This is a genomic window from Bacillus sp. KNSH39, from assembly GCF_052656585.1.
The window spans coordinates 4,938,103-4,957,212 of record NZ_JBQXYO010000001.1 but is presented as its reverse complement, the minus strand read 5'-3'; the positions used below and the strand labels follow the sequence as shown (position 1 = coordinate 4,957,212).

Annotated in this window: 18 protein-coding genes; 4 read left to right on the top strand and 14 right to left on the bottom strand. The window is 35.9% G+C overall.

The window, feature by feature from the left end; translation table 11 throughout:
* Window positions 1-4: 4 nt before the first annotated feature.
* On the bottom strand, window positions 5-739 hold the full coding sequence (locus tag ACUL40_RS25440; RefSeq protein ID WP_074047904.1) for an MBL fold metallo-hydrolase: 735 nt from the start codon (window positions 737-739) through the stop codon (window positions 5-7).
* Between the two features lie 180 nt (window positions 740-919).
* Here ACUL40_RS25440 and yhfH point away from each other — a divergent pair, with 180 nt between their 5' ends.
* A complete protein-coding gene (gene yhfH, locus ACUL40_RS25435; RefSeq protein WP_000567010.1) occupies window positions 920-1,048 on the top strand; it encodes a protein YhfH in 129 nt (42 codons plus the stop codon).
* A 39-nt stretch (window positions 1,049-1,087) separates the two neighbouring features.
* Here yhfH and ACUL40_RS25430 read toward each other — a convergent pair whose 3' ends face one another.
* Complete coding sequence (locus tag ACUL40_RS25430; RefSeq protein WP_000103715.1) at window positions 1,088-2,101, bottom strand: LacI family DNA-binding transcriptional regulator; 1,014 nt, start codon at window positions 2,099-2,101, stop codon at window positions 1,088-1,090.
* A gap of 195 nt (window positions 2,102-2,296) precedes the next feature.
* The gene (locus tag ACUL40_RS25425; protein WP_000620467.1) at window positions 2,297-2,806 is read right to left on the bottom strand and encodes a GNAT family N-acetyltransferase; all 510 of its coding nucleotides are present in this window, start codon (window positions 2,804-2,806) and stop codon (window positions 2,297-2,299) included.
* Window positions 2,807-2,939: 133 nt separating this feature from the next.
* Between ACUL40_RS25425 and ACUL40_RS25420 the strand changes: the two genes are divergently transcribed.
* Window positions 2,940-3,293 carry a PH domain-containing protein gene (locus ACUL40_RS25420; RefSeq protein WP_001068218.1) on the top strand — a complete coding sequence of 118 codons (354 nt, stop codon included), beginning with the start codon at window positions 2,940-2,942 and terminating at the stop codon, window positions 3,291-3,293.
* 26 nt (window positions 3,294-3,319) lie between these two features.
* Here ACUL40_RS25420 and ACUL40_RS25415 read toward each other — a convergent pair whose 3' ends face one another.
* From ACUL40_RS25415 to ACUL40_RS25390, 6 genes are all read right to left on the bottom strand, one after another.
* Window positions 3,320-3,625 carry a DUF2087 domain-containing protein gene (locus ACUL40_RS25415; RefSeq protein ID WP_000140296.1) on the bottom strand — a complete coding sequence of 102 codons (306 nt, stop codon included), beginning with the start codon at window positions 3,623-3,625 and terminating at the stop codon, window positions 3,320-3,322.
* A gap of 4 nt (window positions 3,626-3,629) precedes the next feature.
* Entirely contained in the window at window positions 3,630-3,842 is a 213-nt protein-coding gene (locus ACUL40_RS25410; protein WP_025921759.1) for a hypothetical protein, read from the bottom strand.
* A gap of 145 nt (window positions 3,843-3,987) precedes the next feature.
* Window positions 3,988-6,759 carry a YhgE/Pip family protein gene (locus ACUL40_RS25405; RefSeq protein ID WP_445422700.1) on the bottom strand — a complete coding sequence of 924 codons (2,772 nt, stop codon included), beginning with the start codon at window positions 6,757-6,759 and terminating at the stop codon, window positions 3,988-3,990.
* A 217-nt stretch (window positions 6,760-6,976) separates the two neighbouring features.
* The gene (locus ACUL40_RS25400; protein WP_000963381.1) at window positions 6,977-7,549 is read right to left on the bottom strand and encodes a TetR/AcrR family transcriptional regulator; all 573 of its coding nucleotides are present in this window, start codon (window positions 7,547-7,549) and stop codon (window positions 6,977-6,979) included.
* 213 nt (window positions 7,550-7,762) lie between these two features.
* The gene (locus ACUL40_RS25395) at window positions 7,763-9,676 is read right to left on the bottom strand and encodes a M56 family metallopeptidase (RefSeq protein ID WP_445422701.1); all 1,914 of its coding nucleotides are present in this window, start codon (window positions 9,674-9,676) and stop codon (window positions 7,763-7,765) included.
* Window positions 9,677-9,678: 2 nt separating this feature from the next.
* Window positions 9,679-10,080: a BlaI/MecI/CopY family transcriptional regulator gene (locus ACUL40_RS25390; RefSeq protein ID WP_000184510.1), complete on the bottom strand. Its 402-nt coding sequence runs from the start codon at window positions 10,078-10,080 to the stop codon at window positions 9,679-9,681.
* Between the two features lie 229 nt (window positions 10,081-10,309).
* On the opposite strand from ACUL40_RS25390, the gene ACUL40_RS25385 reads away from it, so the two are divergent.
* The gene (locus tag ACUL40_RS25385; protein ID WP_000984146.1) at window positions 10,310-11,155 is read left to right on the top strand and encodes a membrane protein; all 846 of its coding nucleotides are present in this window, start codon (window positions 10,310-10,312) and stop codon (window positions 11,153-11,155) included.
* A gap of 54 nt (window positions 11,156-11,209) precedes the next feature.
* Here ACUL40_RS25385 and ACUL40_RS25380 read toward each other — a convergent pair whose 3' ends face one another.
* Window positions 11,210-11,509 (bottom strand): hypothetical protein, encoded by a 300-nt coding sequence (locus ACUL40_RS25380; protein ID WP_001176848.1) that lies wholly within the window; start codon window positions 11,507-11,509, stop codon window positions 11,210-11,212.
* Window positions 11,510-11,641: 132 nt separating this feature from the next.
* Complete coding sequence (locus tag ACUL40_RS25375) at window positions 11,642-14,008, bottom strand: DUF6359 domain-containing protein (protein ID WP_445422702.1); 2,367 nt, start codon at window positions 14,006-14,008, stop codon at window positions 11,642-11,644.
* A gap of 241 nt (window positions 14,009-14,249) precedes the next feature.
* Between ACUL40_RS25375 and ACUL40_RS25370 the strand changes: the two genes are divergently transcribed.
* Window positions 14,250-15,602, top strand: a complete 1,353-nt coding sequence (locus ACUL40_RS25370; protein ID WP_074047682.1) for a DUF4026 domain-containing protein — start codon at window positions 14,250-14,252, stop codon at window positions 15,600-15,602.
* Between the two features lie 56 nt (window positions 15,603-15,658).
* On the opposite strand, the gene hemY is transcribed toward ACUL40_RS25370, so the two are convergent.
* The 3 genes from hemY to hemE are packed head-to-tail and all read right to left on the bottom strand — an operon-like array spanning window position 15,659 to window position 19,096.
* Window positions 15,659-17,080, bottom strand: coding sequence for a protoporphyrinogen oxidase (hemY, locus tag ACUL40_RS25365; RefSeq protein ID WP_001228071.1), 1,422 nt, complete (start codon window positions 17,078-17,080; stop codon window positions 15,659-15,661).
* A 19-nt stretch (window positions 17,081-17,099) separates the two neighbouring features.
* Window positions 17,100-18,035 carry a ferrochelatase gene (gene hemH / locus ACUL40_RS25360; RefSeq protein WP_000726775.1) on the bottom strand — a complete coding sequence of 312 codons (936 nt, stop codon included), beginning with the start codon at window positions 18,033-18,035 and terminating at the stop codon, window positions 17,100-17,102.
* A gap of 14 nt (window positions 18,036-18,049) precedes the next feature.
* A complete protein-coding gene (gene hemE / locus ACUL40_RS25355; protein WP_013141801.1) occupies window positions 18,050-19,096 on the bottom strand; it encodes a uroporphyrinogen decarboxylase in 1,047 nt (348 codons plus the stop codon).
* Window positions 19,097-19,110 lie beyond the last annotated feature (14 nt).

Sequence of the window (19,110 nt, the reverse complement as noted above, 5' to 3'; positions counted from 1 at the left end):
CACCTCATGAGTTCCATACGTAGCCACTATGCGCTAGCGTAATGTGACCACTGAAAATTTGTTTTGCTTCTGTTACTAAATCAGATGGGTTGCCTGTATGCGGTAAGTGCGTTAATAAAAGTTCTTTTACATTCGCATCTTTTGCAATACTTGCTACTTCTGTACTATTCATATGCCCTGCTTTTGCAGCCTCTTGATGTGCATACATATTACACTCACAAATGAAAAGATCAGCATCTTTCGTGAATGGAATAAACTCAGGAATATAACTGGAATCAGCGCTGTATACTACGATATCACTACCTGCTGTAATGCGCATCGCAAAGCATGTAACAGGATGAACAGTTTTTAAGAATGAAATCGAGAACGGTCCAATTTGAAGTGTTTCTTCTGGATTGTACGCGATTCCTTTCGTATGCGGTTCATGTGTTAAAGAATGGAAACCATTCTCATCAAACGCATGACCGTATATTGGTAGTTCTGGTAGTTGCCTTGTTGTCGCGCTCGTAATTAATCTCGCATATTGCAATACCCCAATATCTGCAACATGATCGTGATGATAGTGCGATAGTACAACTGCATCTATATCAGATGGTGTTATATATTTTTGAAGCTGTGCTAGTACACCACTACCACAGTCTACAAGTAAACGAAAACCATCGTGTTCAAACAAATACCCCGACGTTGCTTCTCCCGCTTCTGGAAAGCCGCCCCAAAAGCCGACAACAGTCATTTTCATATGTATCCATCCTTTCTAAAACCGAGTAGGAATGCATGTTTTACTTACATCCTACATTGTTAACTATAATCCATTTCCTAAACTTTTTCATTAATTTTCAATTTTGTTATAAAACAGTTGTTGACTTTTATTTTTTGTACTAATACAATGATAGTAAGAAATGGAAATGGAGGGATTGACATGATCGATCAACCAATGGAGTTTTTCAGAAATTTACCGACGAAAACTTGTGCGCACTGTGGGAAAGAAATTGATGAGCAACACGAAGCATACCATAACAAATGTGACGATTGCGTTCACGAAGAATAGTAGTTTGTGAACATAAAAAAACCTAGCAGACATAGTCTACTAGGCTAATAACATCTTATCCTTCATCGTTGAACCTTTCACCAAGAGCTCCAGTTCAAACTCATACAATTCTTTTTTTCGATAATTTTTCGTATGGATTTTATCCATCATTAGGTCGACAACTTTTCGGGCCATTTCATCAATTGGCTGTTCAATTGTCGTAATACCTGGTTCTGTAATCTGCGATAATATTTGATTATCAAAACCGATAACAGCGAGATCATCTGGAATGCTCCAGTTATGGCGTTTCGCCTCTGAGATAATTCCAGCTGCTACCTCATCGCCTCCTGCCAAAATCGCGGTAGGATTTTTTTTGTCCTTTAATACTTCATGGAATATTCGTTTTCCATCCTCCCAAGAGAAAGCGTTTTCAAGAAAGTCAATCGCTTCTACTTGGCGGCTCTTCTCAGTTATTGCACGTAAAAAGCCCATTTTTCGCTGCTGGCTAACGACTTTGGTTTCGTTACCACGGCAAAAAATAAGATTACGATATCCTTGATCTAACACATGCTTCGCAGCTATGTATGCTCCTTGCGCATGATCAAACTTCACTGTTGGAATATTTGCTTCCTCAATATATTCATTACACAACACGATTGGACCGTGCTGTAAGTATGGCTCTACATCTTCCCACGGATTTTCTAGTGAACATAGAATAATCCCATCTACTTGCTTCGTAGATAATAATTGTAAATACTCCATCTCTTTTTCCGGTAAATATCTTGTTTGACAAATAATCAGTTTATATTTATGTTCAGAAGCAGCAATCTCGATTGCTTCGATAAATCTACTGAAGAAAGGATTTGTAATCCTTGGAACGAGCACCGCAATTGTTTCTGTTTTTTGTTTACGAAGCCTTCTCGCCGCAGAATTAGGAACGAAGCCTAAATGCTTCATTGCTAATTGAACCCTTTTTTTCTTCTCATCTGAAACATATGGATGATTATTAATCACCCTAGAAACCGTTGTCCTTGATAACCCCGCTAATTTCGCCACGTCCTCTATAGTCGACACGAAATTCTCCCCCTTTGCATGAAAACGTTTTCTTAAATTGATTATATAGTATATTATTGGAAACTGCAATATCGGTTGTTATGATTTTACTATATTAATATTATACATAGGTAAAAGTCTGTTAATGCAGGGGAATTTATACTGCTTTTAGAAGTTTACGTTATGTACATTCCTTTTCTTAATACCATATATCCTTTATTCAATATAAAACCCCATCAATACGTCATCTCCATATGATCCATCTTCATATTTAATTTGCTTTCGTTGTCTGCCTTCTTCTACAAAGCCCATACGTTTGTACACTTTAATTGCCCTATCATTAACAGAAACTACACCTAAACAAATTTTCTCTAAACCTTTCTGCCCTTTCGCCCAACTAATAAGAAATTCAATTAATTTCGTGCCTATGCCTTGATTACAATACGCCTCTTTAATCCCCATTCCCATTGTGCCTGCGTGTTGTAACCGTTCTAGTTCATATCGGTTGAAAATTAAAAAGCCAACTACCTTCCCATCTACTTCATACACGATATAAAGATTACCTTTCTCATTACTTTTCCGTATCTTTTCTCTTTCTGCATTCATATCATTCGGTAACTTCTTTGGGGATACTATGAAAAATTTTGTAGTAGTTTCCGATAATATAATTTCTTTTCTAATATTCATAATTGCTTCTGCATCAGTCTCTTTTACTAACCGTATCATTGAATCACCTCGTACTTTTTCTTTTTAAAAATAATATTACAACTATAAAACGGCCAATATGCAATATTACATATTGAGAATCTTTTTACTCTTGATACAATATTCATATATCAAAATAAAAGGAATGTATACAATGAATCCAATCTTAACAGCTGCAAAACAACTATTACATAAAGAAGAAAAAATTTTATCTACTTTAAAATGTTCACTTACTGGCTATATGATTACGCATAAAGTCCCGTATCCTGGCATGTTACTTGCTACTAATCAAAGACTTCTCTTTTTTAGCCAATATAAAAACACATTCATTGCCGAATTTGATTATGAAAAAATTCTATCCATAGAAACGAAGAGAAGAATCTTTGACAAAAAAATAATATTTTACTATGAAGATGAACATATAACGCTTGGATACATTACAAGTTCGAATGTTGAAGCGTTCATAGACTTACTACAAAGAAACAGCAAGACTAGCACAGGCTTATAATCAGCGGGGTTCCCCTCGCTGATTCATTATTTTAACTCCTCCCACTTCGTCCAAACTTCTCTCCCGTTTATACGGTACATATTATCCTCTCGATCCATAAACCCGTGCACAATAAACTCACGTCTAATCGTACAAAAATCATCGTAATATTGTTTTATGAATGTATTCATTTCTTTTTCCGTATACTGATTTTCTGGATTTAATTTGCTGATTAAATGCTCTAACAATACTAGTTTTTTCTTCTTTTGACCTGGAATCGATTTTAGACGGTCCTCTTTATCAAAAAAGTTACGAATGGTCGTATCCCTAAATTTCATTTCACTTTCAGTCATTTTGTTATCCTCCCTCACTTTTTTTCTTTATCTTTTCACTTAAAATATCAATAAAGTAATATCCACCCATTAACACATAATAGAACGTAAGTATTCCAAATGCATCTTTCATACTTGTATATACTTCTTTATCAAACAATATAGGTGAAAGGGCATAAACAAGAAAGATTATTAGCGGATTTACGATAAAATAATAAGTAAGATTGCCTTTCATCATATCAACTCCTCTACCCTATGTTTCTCTGTAAATTGTTGTAATTCCTTTTCTTTCGTTTCTATAGCTTTTAGAAAGATTTATAGATGAACTAAGGAAAAGATGTGCCCTCTATTAAAATAAAAAAGCACCAAAAAGGTGCTTTTATCTACGCTTCAACCGATTGATTTTCAGCAACATTTTTAAATTGTCGTTTGTGCATCAAAGTTAAGGATGCAATTGTTCCAAGTGATAATACAACAATGAAAATCATGAGCACCCCTACGTTTTGCCACATGAAGTCAAAGTCTCCGCTTGATACGACTGCTTTCAATCCTGATACAGAGTATGTCATCGGTAACCAAGCATTGAATGGTTGTAAAAACTTCGGAATCAATTCTAGCGGGAATGTTCCGGCACTCGTTGTAAGCTGCATAATTAATGTGATAATGGCAATAAAACGGCCTGCATCACCGAATGCTGTTACTAAACATTGAATTAATGCGATAAATGCTAAACTTGTAATGATACTAAAGAGTATGAAGTATGGAATGCTTTGTACTTCTACACCCAATCCGAACAGTAATATAACATCTGCTACTATCGCTTGAATAATACCAACTGATAGTAAAACACCGAACTTACTAATAAACCAACTAAATCCTGATTTTGGAACTCCTACTGTATCACGTAATGGATATACGATTGATAATAGTAATGCCCCAACGAATAAACCGAGTGATAGGAAATACGGCGTAAATCCAGTTCCATAGTTAGGAACTTCCGCCATTTTCTCCGTCTTCACTTTTACAGGACTTGCAAACATATCATACGTTTTATCTGTTCCTTTCACTTCACCAGTTTTCTCTGCCCCTTCGCCAAGTTTCTCAGCAAGTTCACTTGAACCATCGTTTACTTTCACTAGTCCATCAGTTACTTTTCCTGATCCGTCTGCTAGTTTATTTACTCCGTCGATTAGCTGGGTTGAGCCATTTGATAATGTGCCTAAGCCTGTTGTTACTTGACCGGAGCCATCTGCTAATTGATTTACTCCACCTGCCATTTGATTTGCTCCTACAGATAATGTACCTAAACCGCCTGTTACTTGGTTTGATCCATCTGCTAATTGATTTACTCCACCTGCCATTTGGTTTGCTCCTGCAGATAATTGACCTAGGCCGCCTGTTACTTGGCTTGATCCATCTGCTAATTGATTGACACCACCTGCCATTTGATTTGCTCCTGCAGATAATGTGTCTAAGCCTGTTGTTACTTGACCAGAGCCATCTGCTAATTGATTTATCGCATCTATTAATTGACCAGACTCGTTTTTAAATTTATTTGCGCCTTCTTTAGCAGTATTTAACTTCGCACCAAACCCTTGGAATTTTTCAACAAATCCTTTTTGTGCACTGGATAATTGCTCAATACCAGCAGTTAAGGATTGTAATTCCGCTGCATTCGGCAGTTTGCTTTGTCCATCACCTGTTTTTTGATTTATTTCGCTTTTTAATTGTTTTACTTCTTCATTTAATTTATTTGTTCCACCTGCTACTCCGGCAGCTTTTTGCTGAACTGTCGCTGTACTTTTTACAGCACTTGTTATGAATGGTTGTAACTGCTCTTGATATTCTTTCGGTAAACTTTCAATTTGCTTTTGTAAATTCGCTACCTCTTGTGCTGCATTTTTGGCATCTCCTGCTGTTGATTGTGTAAGTTCATTTAACTGATTTACATTCGCCCCAGCTCCATCTATTTTCTCATTTACTGTATTCAATATAGAAGGGCCTTTCGACTGTATTTCCTCTAAACCTGCAGCAGAACTTTTCACTTTACTATTTAAATCTTGCAAACCCTTTTCAATTTTTTGAGAAGCTACCTCTAATTGGTTTTGTCCCCCAACCAGTTGTTCCATACCATTTGATAGATCCGTTGTTCCTGTTTTTAATTCACCGGATTTACTTACTAATTTGTTCAAACCACCGGTCACTTTCTCAGATCCATCATGCAATTCACCAATTCCTTTTTGCATTTCACCCGTTTTGCTATTTAACGTATTTAAACCGTCTGTTACTTTTCCTGATCCATCTACTAATTTTCCGATACCTGCTTGCATCTCACTTGTTTTACTATTTAACGTATTTAAACCGTTCGTTACTTTTCCTGATCCGTCTACTAATTTTCCAATACCTATTTGCATTTCACCGGTTTTGCTATTTAACGTATTTAAACCTGCTGTTACTTTCCCAGATCCATCAAATAGTTTCCCTACACCTGTCTGTATCTCCCCAGACTTCCCTTGAAGTGTATGAAGGCCATCCGTCACTTTACTTGAACCATCATGCAACTCACTTGATCCGTCGTGTAGTTTACTTGCCCCTTCCGCCCCATCTGCTAATCCTTTTGAGACGTCTTTAATAGAATCGAACATTTTCTCTGCATATGTTTTCGTTAACGTGCTTGATACTTCAGTTTTAATCTTTTCAATGGCTGTTCCTCCAATTTGTGAAGATAAGAAGTTTAAACTTTCATTTGGAATGTACTCTAAGTTTAATGGCTTTGGATTGTCTTTTAGTAACGTTGTAGCGTTACTTGAGAAGTCATCTGGAATGCGCACTAACATGTAATACTTTCTACCTTCCATTCCTTTCTTCGCTTCTTTTTCACTTACGAACTCCCATTTAAAACTTTTATTATCTTTTAAATTATCAACGAGCCCTTTTCCGACCTCAATTGGTTTCCCATCAAATACTGCGCCTTTATCTAAATTGACTACTGCAACTGGTAGGTCATCTAACTGTTTATACGGATCCCAAAAGGCCCACAAAAACATCCCTGCATATAAAATCGGTACGAATAAGACCGCAATAATTGGAATTAATATTTTTTTACTTTTTATAATTTCCGTAAACTCTTTCCGAAGTAACTGATTCCCTTTCATAATTTCTCCCCCTTTTTATAAAATGACCAAAATGTTCATATAGTCATTTTTACCCAAACAAAAAGGCTATACTTGTTCATACATATGCCTTATCCCTGAATTTATTACTATGCAACTTTTTCTTATTATGATTATAATTTTTCTATATCCCCCCTTAACTTAAATATATGACCACATTGTTCATTTGGTCATTTTTTATAAAATTAAAAGGATTATCTTAGTTTGACAATCCTTTTAATAAATAAAGTTCAAATAACTCTGCAATTTTTTCTTTTTCTAGCGGTTCGTGATTTTTTTCCCAATCAAAAATAAGCGATACATATAGACGCAGCATAATAAATGCTGTAATTTCTGGATCACATTTGCTAATTTCACCTTTTTCAATCGCAATCTTTAAATACGATTGAATAACAGAAACGATTTCCACATCAACTTGCTGCATAACTTCTTGTACTTCTTTCGTTCCCATATCGCGCTCTTCTTGAATTAATTTAATCATGAGCTGATGTTCTTTTCTAAATTCCAAGATGCTATATAATGCTCTATGTACATTTTCAAAAAATGAAACATCTGAACGAATTGCACTTTCTGCAACTTGCTTCATTTCTGTAATTAAATTAGAAATAATTTCACCAAATAGCTCTTCTTTATTTTTGAAAAAAGTATAAATCGTTCCTTTTCCTACATTCGCTAACTTCGCTACTTGATCCATCGTTGTTGCTTTATAACCGAACGCTGAAAAAGACTTTGTTGCAGCTTCAATAATAGAACGTTTTCGATCTATCGCCACATTGTCACCTCCAAAAATGACCAATTGGATAATATAGTCAATCAGTACATCTTTGATATTACCACACGCTTACATTCTATACAAGTTCTCTTTTTATTATTTCCAGTATAAAAAAATTTCAGTCAAGTTATATCATACTTTCCATAGTTTATCAGAAGAAAAGAGAAAAGGAAAAGATGTTCTAGAGATATACATCTTAAGAACACCTTTTTGCTATTTCAACATAGAAAGCATAATTTTCTCTAGTTCTTCTTTATTTACATTCTTATCGAATACTGCTTCTCCTGGGTTCTCTAAACTATGATTAATAATAACGATTTGGTATGCACTATTTTTCCCTTTTGCTGGAACAATCATCTTCATACCTTGTAAATTACTATCCGAGTGATGAGTAGCGTAGAATATTTGATTCCCTTCTAGTTCGTACTGTTCTATATTTTCAGGCACTACAAACTGGTGGCTAAATGGGTCTTTGCTTTCCCCAAAAACTTGCGATTGAGAAATTGTATAATTTCCTTTTCCGTTCGTATATTCTAATTCAATAGTGAATTCCGGCTTTATCTTAAGATAATAATTCACCCTTTCGTCTTTTTGGGTATATCCTTTAATTGTATAAGTTGGCCTCTTAATTTGGAAATCAACATGTTGCTGCACTTCTTCAACTGTATATGTTAAATACTTCCCTACCTTATCCTCATAAGGAGTTGTTTTATTACGAATTTCTTTTAATTTTTCACGATTTTCTGTACTTAAGCGCTCTTCTTTCACCTCTTTTATATCCCCTTGGAAATTTTCGGGTAAGTTTAATCTAACTAATCCTTTTTTCTCGATCTGTAATACCTCTTTATATAACTGCACATAATTCTCAAACTCTTCCTTTGTTAAAGCTTTTTCAGCATGATATAAAAAGGCTGTTCGGTTTTCATATTGCCAGTTTGACATTCCCCACTCTTTTCTCGCCTTTTCCTCTGTACCAAATAATGTATCTACAGCATTTTGGAAAGCATCCTTTGACTGCTCTACTTTATCCTCTTGCTTTTCTTTTCCTTCCGTTGTACGTGCGTTGAATAAAGAAAGGGATGCTATAGCAACTATAGCAATAATCCCAAGTAAAGAAAGACGATACGATTTCTTTTGAAACTTTTTAATCATAACGATTCTCCTTTTTAGCGTTCGTTTATTTCTACTTAAATTTGCTAGGCTTGGTACTTGATAGGAATAGTGTTGTAGAAGGGTAATAATTGTATGACCGTATGCAATTTGTTCCTCTTTATCTATAAAAGTAAGTGCATATGCATCACAGGCTAATTCTTGATCTTCTCGCATACAAAAATAGGCGTACCAAAGAATCGGATTGAACCAATTTAATAGGATTAAACTGTACATAATCCAATTTACAGCTACATCGTTTCTCTTAATATGAGCTAACTCATGGTAAAAGACATATTGTAATTGTTGTTCATTTAATACTTTCATATGTTTTTTTGATAGTAATACTTTCGGGCGAAAGAAACTAAAAACCGTTGGACTTGCAATCTTTCCCGCTAGACGTAACGAAACTGCCTTCTTCATTTTCATAGATTGCTTACAGCGATTAAACACTGTAGCGACCTGTTCATCCGTAATATCCGGTTGTTTCTTTATGTACGAATATAAACGTCTATTTGTAAGAAACGTTATGACTGCTAATACGATTACCCCAGCTAGCCAAACATACAAAGCAAGTTGGTATAAAGAAAATGTAGTCTGTTTTTCCGAACTGACTTTTACTTCCGGTTCGCTAGTTTTTGTCACCATTTTAGAATTTGATTCCAATTCCACTTTACGGTCGCTTTCTATGTTTACTATATTCTCAGTAGCCGGCATATTTTTTGGAATAACTTCCGATACGCTAGAACTATAAGAAAGTAATGAGTAAATGCTATAAGAGCTATCTGGCGACCACGGTAAAAGGAGTCTTATCATTAATACGATCCACAGCATATATTGCCACCGGGGGGTTAATTTATTTCTAAATAGAACTTTTATACATAAAATAAATCCGACTAATATGCTAGCCATAAGTGACGTTTCTATAAGCCAATCAAAAAAATGAGGAAGGTATACATTTATAAGCGTGTTTATCATTTTTATCGATCCTTCCTCTTATTCTCCTCTGTCTTCTCATCTAAAATGCGTTTTAATTCATTAATATCTTCTGAAGATAATTTCTCCTCTTTTAAGAAATTAACAAGTAATGGCTTAAACGCTGCACCGCAAAAACGTTTTAGTAAAGATTTCGTTTCCACTTGCAAATAATTATGTTGTGATACTAACGGATAATAAGCGTACATACGACCTTTATCTTGATGGTAAGAAACGGCTTCCTTTTGTACTAATCGATTAATTAATGTGCGGATTGTTTTCGGTTTCCAGTCCATTGCATCTTCCAGTTCTTCTATAATTTCATTCGCTGTTTGCGGAGAACTCGACCAAAGTACTTTCATAATTTCTAATTCCGCTTCAGATATTTTAGGTAATTGATTTGTCATCGTATGTTTCACTCCTAAGTATTACATTTGTAATCTATAATTAAGATTACAAATGTAATACTTAATTGTCAACCATATTTTAGAAAAATTAATTTCAGCTAAACCTTACTTCACAACAACAAAATTCCTCTTTTTCAAATAATCAAATAAAAAAACAAGAAAATCTTTACAATTAATAGTAATATAGAAAATAGACAAGTTTATCAAAATAGTGGAGGCTTTTTCAGTCATGATGCGTGCGCTTCGTTTAAATATAAAGCAAGCTTTTTGTAATCGTGTTTCTTTAATTATTATGTTTAGTGGATTTGTTCTTATTTGTATTTATCATTATTATTATGTAATTCGTTATTTAGGAGACGCTGCGAATGGACCTATATCGACGGATATTAAATGGATTGGATTTCGTGGAAATGAAATGGATGTTTATTTATTATTAATGCCAGTTATTGCAAGTCTTCCCTTTAGTACAAGTTATAACTCGGATAAGTCCGATGGTTTTAAACCGTTTGTCAGTAAAGAAATTTCTTTATTTTCTTATTCAGTAACGAAATATATCGTTACATTTTTTTGCGGCGGACTTCTTTATACATTTCCATTCATCTTATCGTTATTATTTTGCAAATTAACCATTCCAGACGGAGTACCAACGGCTGGTTCAGGCATTATAAATGATAACGGGATGTTCGCAAACTTATATGAAACTTCTCCCATCACTTACATTGCTGTATATATCGGAATTAATTTTTTATTTGCAGGTTTGATGGCTCTTTTAGGACTTGCTGCATCTGCATGGTCCCAAAAGGACTATATGGCGCTTCTATTTCCATTTGCAACTACCTCTATTCCTTACGTCCTGCTAAATACGGTACTCCCTACAATAGGCGGAGCACCTATTCATTTATATGATCCAAGGCAGCCGCTGCATGGCATGTCACCATATATTTTGACAATACAATGTGCCTTCTTCCTCCTCGTTAGCTTAATCATGTATATACAAGGAGTAAAACGTGATAGAAAAAAATATAGAAGAAGGTTGCAAAAAAGAGAGCGGTGCAGAAAAGCGTTTCAAGTATAATAAAACCCTAATTTCCTTACTATATTGGAAATTAGGGTTTTATTTACTATTCACTTACGGTGTACCTGCCAATCCCCATAAAATAACAACCGCTACAAAATAAATCGCTTTAATCGCTATTACTAAACATAATGAAACAATTGCATATTTACTTAATTCTCTTCTTGCACCTATTAAAGTGAAAATAACCGCCAAACTAAATGTTATATAAGAAGCTGCTGTATGTATTAAGTTATACGTAATATCTAGATTGCTTGTAAGTCCTGTTATATCAGCTACAAACTGAAGCATGACGATCGTACTAAAAAAAATTGCAAACTGATTCATTACCTTTCCATTTATTTGTAACTGCATTGTTGTCCTCCTTATTAAAAACTAAATATTCAATCAATTTTATCATTAGATTACAAAAAAAGGAATCATCTCTTTATACTATTCTATAACGATGCAAACAAAGAACGCTTAGTTACCTAAGCGTTCCTTTCTTTAAGAAGCTTTCTTCAAATCAATTTGAGCAAGTACTGGGTCATGGTCGCTTACACGTCCGTGCTCTTTCATTATATTTGAGTTTAAGTGCACTGGATCTACAATTGTGTGTGGTGCGATATTATTTGTTACTAAAATATGATCTAACACTTGTGCATTTCCTTCATGAATGTACGTGTAACGATTCTCTTTTGGCACTGTGTTTAACATATCTTTTAAGATTGTTCCCTCTAGTGTTTTTAGTGGTTTAGAGAATTCGAAATCGTTCATATCACCTAACACGACAACTGGTGCATTCGTATTCTTTTTCTGAATTCCTTGCACGAAATGATTTACCTCTTGTGCTAACTGAATTCGTTTGTCTTCACTTTTTAATACGAGCGGCTGCACTTTTCCAAATGGCGTTGCATCTCCTAGTTTTGAGTTTAAGTGATTTGCAACGACAACAATGTTTTGTCCTTGGAACGTAAATTCTGCCGCTAACGGTTTACGTGTACTTTCAAATAATGGATTTTCGTCTCCAATACGAACAACATTTTTATCAAGTAACTTTGGTACCGTCGCTAATTTCACGCGTGATGGATTATAGAAGAAGCCGACGCGAATATTCGCTCCTGGTGCTCCTCCGTCTTGATTATTGTTTGGAGCGATTTCTACATACTCATACTTCGGTCCACGAATTTCTAGCACTGCATCAATGATACGTTTTGCGCTTAATGACGCATCTGTTGTACCGTCATTAATTGATCCGTTATTATCTTGCATTTCCTCTACACCGATAATATCTGGCATTTTTAAGTTGTATTTAATAGAATACGCTAACGCTTTTACCTTTTCATCTGTTGTTTCTTTTTTATTCGCTGAGAAGTTTTCAATGTTATATGTAGCAACCGTTAACTTATCAAGACGTGGCTGAATATTTGCGCCTACTTGCTTAAATCCACCATCCACTACAGCTGGCAGTTCTGTTATTGGCGAAATACGGAAAGAACCGTAATCATATCCTACTACCCCTGTTATATCTCCAGTAAAAATATCTCCTACTTTTGCTACATAATCGCGAGGTACTTTTACAGAAAGACGCTCTGGGTTTAATTGGTTTTCATCTAATAGAGGTGTGCCATATTGTGTTACTATTTTATCTCCACCATTTTTTACTGTTACATATAAATTTCCATTTTTCTGAGGTGCAATAATTTTTGGTGTTGGCATCGTAACACGCATGCCTTCTATACTTTCATAAAAGTCGATTGCATCTTCATTTGGATCAAATAAACTAAATGCATCATTATCAATAATCTGGTCCGGGATTTTCACACCGTTTTCCCCAAGTACAATCGGTGCTGGCAAAGATTGATCTTTTGCGATTACAGCAACGCGACTCGCCTTAATTTCTGTCGTCGTTAAGTCTGTTTCAAATCGCTCTGCATATCCTGGTCCAACATATTCTTCTACTACTCCATCAACTTGAATAAGATCTCCTACTGCTACATTCGCATCTTTTTTATATACGTACATACCTTCTGAAGTAGCTGGATCATTATCTGGCTGATTATCTTCTATATAAAAGCCGTTTTTATCAAGCGCTGTGACAACGCCTTCCACATTGTTTACTTTCTTCCCGTTGTAAGGAGACATATGTGATTTTCCTTGAATGTCATGAATACGAACTGGTTCATTATTTACGATAATAAATGAAAATGTCGAAATTGCTGAAGAAGTAAGTCCTTCTTTTTCTGCGATTGCTTTCACTACACTATTTTCATTCACTATAATCTGTCCATTATAACGAACACTTTTATTAGTAGGATTAGAGCCATCTAACGTATAGTAAATTGTTGCACCTTCTGTATTCGTCGTTAATGTTACCGCTGTTCCTTTAGCAACTTCTCCGCTGTTCGGTGAAGCTACTACATCGCTAACACGGTTTTGTCCTTCACCTTGAAACTTATAAGCTGTTACTGATTTTAGACCTGGGTTACTAAAATATAATTCAAGAGTCCCAGTCAAACTAACTTTCTTCCCGATATTTTCAGGGTGATCTTTTACATTCACTGCCGTTCTCACATCACCTTTTGGCAACTGAACGGGCATGATTTTGTCTGGATTCGTTTCGTTTGGCGAATCTGCAATTGCTACGTTTGTATCATCAAACTTAGCTGGATCCTTCGTATATTTAGAAGAACTTTGCGTATATCCGACAATATATCCTTCCACAATCCCCTTCGTTTTCCCTTGCTGCTTAAATACTTGAATTGCTTTTTCTACTGACATAGAAGCAGTTTCTTCTGCTTGCGCTAAAGTTCCAGTAAATGAAAGCAATAGCAAGAATGATAAAAAGACGCTTAACAATTTCTTCACAGCCATTTTCCTCTCCCTATTTCATATTTTCTCAGCATTTCTATCATAACAAATGATTCGTTATATAGAACTATTTTTCGACAAATTTTACAAAAGATTTATTTAATTTACAAGCTTTCAAACTATAATACAAAATAATAATTTTACACCTTCTACAAATGCACTCTATAATGTTAGAGAGAGAAAACAGAAAATATCGACATTTGATTGGCATGTAAAATGGATTCATTTGAATAGGAGTGATTGGATGGAAGTGCAAACAGAAACATACCGCGCAGCTATGAATGGAACATTAGAACGTCATTTTTCAGATATGATTGCTGTTATACCAACTAGAATTACAATTGAGCAGTTAAAACAACGGCTAGAAAATATCACTACTAAAGTTGATGAGTTAAAAATTGTTTATAGTGATGAGACAAGCCTTATTGTTGAGTTACATATGGATGAAACAATCATACCGTATGAACTGCATATTGATGAGGCGAATGACCCAGAAGAATATAAAATGTACAATAGACAAGATTCTACAATTGTAGATCGTAATTTTGAAGATGCGGCTTTCGGTACTGAAATTTTCACTCGTACGCTATTTGTAGGCGATGTACTCGACTGCTTTTTCCAGCAAATACAATTTTTATGGAACCTCGCCCCAGATTTGTTATTTGTAATCGATTCAAGTGCAGCAATGAAAGTGATATCTAGAAACTATATTGAATATCACGTTGAAAATGAATTATTACCTGACATTCCTGACTTATACGTTATTCATTCCGTTTATGAAGACGATAAAGAAGGCGAGCCTACGCAATATTGGTTTCATACACACGGCCTTTTAAGAGCGGGCGTAACTGAAATAGAGTTAATTATTCCAAATCGTATTTCTTCCTACTACGGCATTGGCGATCTCTTTCAAACATTTGCTAATAATGCCGTTGAGAATGGACAAGTCCCTATGAATGAGCCTATCGTTATCGCGCATAGTCAGCAAGGTTCTATACATACAGTCGCTGTTCCGTGGGAGAAAGGATTATCTTATATAGGGCATAAAACGAGTATGGACCAATTATCTTCAATCGAGGATGAAGAAGTGAAATTACAGCCAATAGATGCACAAAATACATTCTTAGGCGGAATGGATGCCCGAGATGAATACCATCAATCTCCATCCGTTCTCTTATTCAAATTTAATACTTCAGAAGAATATATTGAAAGTTTTTTCAAAGAACACGAGGAAGCTACAGGGCTCATGTTCTATAAAACAAATAGTGAAACCGATCGTATGGCTTATAATGCGAAAAATACTTTCGGGTATTTCAGCAACATTTTTCAAATTGAAAAATCCAATGAAGAGTTTCGTTTTCTCGCTAAGTTTGGTGTTTCCTATGAAGAGGGTAAAAGCGAACATATGTGGTTTGAAATGCAACATATTACAGAAGACCTGATTCAAGGAATACTCATCAATGAACCATATTTTATAGAAGATATGAGTGAAGGAAATAGTTATCATTTAGATTTTGATAACTTAACAGATTGGGTTATTTATGCAGGAGATGCTGTTATAAAGCCAAATAACTTATATATGTTTATTGGCGAATAAGTATTTTATATAATAAACGAAACGCCTTCAATATGATTGAAGGCGTTTCTTATAATTTATTGTGCGATTAATTCAGCATCTATTACTTTCTCCAAATGAGATAATACACGCTTTGCAGCTTCCTCACCTTGATTCATACAGTCTGGAAGTCCAGCACCAGCATAGGAGCTACCTGCCAAGTATATACCTGGCAACTCTTTCTCCATAAATGTTGTGAGCTTTTTCATTCGCTCGTTATGGCCCACTGTATATTGAGGCATCGCTTCTTTCCAGCGACTTACGATTGTAAACTCTGGATCCTCTGTAATATCCATCGTCTTCCTTAAATCTTCTAGTACGAGCTGAACGAGTTCTTCTTCAGTTTGTTCTACAACCGCTTCATCACCAGCACGTCCAACGTAACAGCGAAGGAGTGTTTTTCCTTCTGGCGTTGTATGTGGCCATTTTTTATGCGTCCACGTACATGCTGTAATGGTGTAATCGCTATTTCGTGATACGACAAATCCTGTACCATTAATATCGCGCTGGATTGCAGACTTTTGGAAAGCAAGTGCCACATTCGCAACGGATGTGGATGGAATATTACGGAAGAAACGAAACTGCTTGTACTGAGCAAACATGGACGGCAATACTTTATGCGAAGTTGCCACTACGATGGCGTCCGCTTCTATTTCTTTTCCGTTACTAAGAGTAATCGTATAACCATCACCCTGTTTCGCAACTTTTTCAATGCGAGTTCCCTTTATTATCGTACCTTCATGCATCTTTGCTTCGAGAGATTTTACGATAGATTCTAAACCTGTTTTCACTGTTTGGAACATTCCCTTTTTCGGTTCAGCTTTCTCTTCTTTCGGAGCGAGCGTACGCATACCGAGTGAAATACTGCGATGTTTCTGCTCAATTTGATACATTTGCGGGAATGTTGACATTAAGCTCATTTCATCAATATCCCCTGCATAAATACCCGATAGTAACGGCTCTATTAAGTTTTCAACCACTTCGTTTCCAAGACGATGTCTGAAAAATTGTCCGAGTGATTGGTCAGATACTGGCTTTGACCTCGGCATTAATAGATCAAAGCCAGCTCTTAGTTTACCAATTGGGGAGAACAGCCCGGAAAATAGAAACGGCGTAATTTGCGTTGGAATTCCCATCATTGATCCATTCGGCATTTTATGTAACCGATTGTTTACAAGGATAAATGATTGACCGGCTTGATTATTTACAAGTTCATCGCCAAGACCTAATTCTTTCACTAATCTAGCTGCACTTTCTTTTCGTGCTAAGAAAGAATCTGGTCCGCGCTCAATTGTAAATCCATCTTTTCGAACGGTTTGAATTTTTCCGCCAAGTTTACCCGATGCTTCTATAAGTAATGTATCAATCGGCAAGTTTTTTTCATGAATATTTTTTTGTAAGTTATACATTGCTGTTAATCCAGTGATGCCTCCGCCGATGATCACAACCTTTTTCCTCAAGCAGGCTCCCCCTTTCTTCTTACAGTACAGATTCTTTTTTCTTTAATACAACATCTGTTAAACAATCAATAAATGCGTCCGATGCATTTGGCATTTCTGGACGATAATATTTCGCGCCAATTTCATCCGTTACAACTTTACACTCAAAGTCGTTGTCATATAAAACTTCTAAATGTTCCGCAACAAATCCAACTGGTGCATATACGAATGAAGTATAACCGTGCTTTTCATTTAGTTCTCTCGTTAAATCTTGTACATCTGGACCAATCCAAGGATCTGGTGTGTTTCCTGCACTTTGCCAGCCTACTGCATAGTTTGCTACTTCAGCTCCGCGCGCGATATAGTCCGCTGTTTCATTTAATTGATCTGGATATGGATCGCCCATTGCAATAATTTTCTCTGGTAAGCTATGTGCAGATACGATTAATACTGCTTTTTCACGCTCTGCATCTGACATACCGTTATATATACCTTTCACTGCATCGACCCAGTACTGGATGAATTTCGGCTCTTTATACCAGCTATCAATGCCATGAATTGTTAAGTTTCCAAGTTTCTCAGCTTCTTCTTGTGCTCGTCCAACGTATGATTTCACGCTAAACGTAGAATAGTGAGGTGCAAGAACAAGCGCGATTGCATCTTGTATTCCGTCGTTATGCATATCTTTCACTGCATCTTCAATAAACGGTTCAATATGTTTTAAGCCAAGATACATATGGTACTCTACTTCATCTTGTACTTCATTTAAACGCTTCTCTAACTTCTTAGCTTGCTCTAATGTAATAGTAGCTAAAGGAGAAATACCACCAATTGCACGGTAACGCTCTGTTAAATCTTCCAGCATTTCAGGACTTGGCTTTCTTCCTCTGCGAATATGTGTATAGTAACGTTCAATATCTTCTTCTTTATATGGCGTTCCGTATGCCATTACAAGCAAACCAATTTTCTTTTTCATACAGCAATGCTCCTTTACTTCGCTAACTGCCCTTTAGAGTATTCATGAATAAATGTAGTTAAACGTTTTAATGTATCTGGATTTACTTCTGGGAATACACCGTGACCTAAGTTAAAGATATAACCCGGCTGTTTCATCCCTTGATCTAAAATACTTTTTACATGTTCTTCAATAACAGACCATGGTGCAAGTAAGAATGAAGGGTCCATATTACCTTGTACCGCCTTATGAACGCCCCGTGCACGTGCTTCTTCAATCGGTAAGCGCCAATCTAAGCCGACTACATCAAGCGGTAAGTCGTGCCACTCATTCACTAAGTGTGCAGCTCCTACGCCGTGCATAATCATTGGAACACCCATCTTACGAACTTCTGCAAAAATACGCTCCATTGCTGGTTTAATAAATACGCGATAATCCGCTACATTTACTGTTCCAACCCAAGAATCGAAAATTTGAACTGCTTTTGCTCCTGCGTTAATTTGCGCTTTTAAATATGTAATAACCATATCTGCTAGTTTATCCATTAAAGCGAACCAAGCTTTCGGCTCTGCATACATGAACGCTTTCGTATTATGGTAGTTACGAGATGGACCGCCTTCAATCATATAGCTCGCTAATGTAAATGGAGCTCCTGAAAAACCGATTAACGGTACGTCTAACATTTCTGTCGTTAATAAACGAATTGTATCTAGTATGTACGGTACGTCATCTTCTGGATTGATTTCCCCTAGTTTTTCTACGTCTTGTAAAGAACGGATTGGGTTATCGATAACTGGGCCAATACCTGATTTAATTTCTACATCCACACCAATTGCAGGTAGTGGTGACATAATATCTTTATAAAGAATTGCTGCGTCTACGTTATACTGATCAACCGGCAATTTTGTAACGTAAGCACATAACTCTGGATTGTGTGTAATTTCAAATAAAGAATACTTTTCTTTAATCTTTCTATATTCCGGCTGTGAACGACCTGCTTGACGCATATACCATGCTGGTACATAATCGGTACGTTCCCCCCTACATGCTTTTAAAAATGTCTCATTTATAGTTCTTACCAAGACCCTTGCTCCCT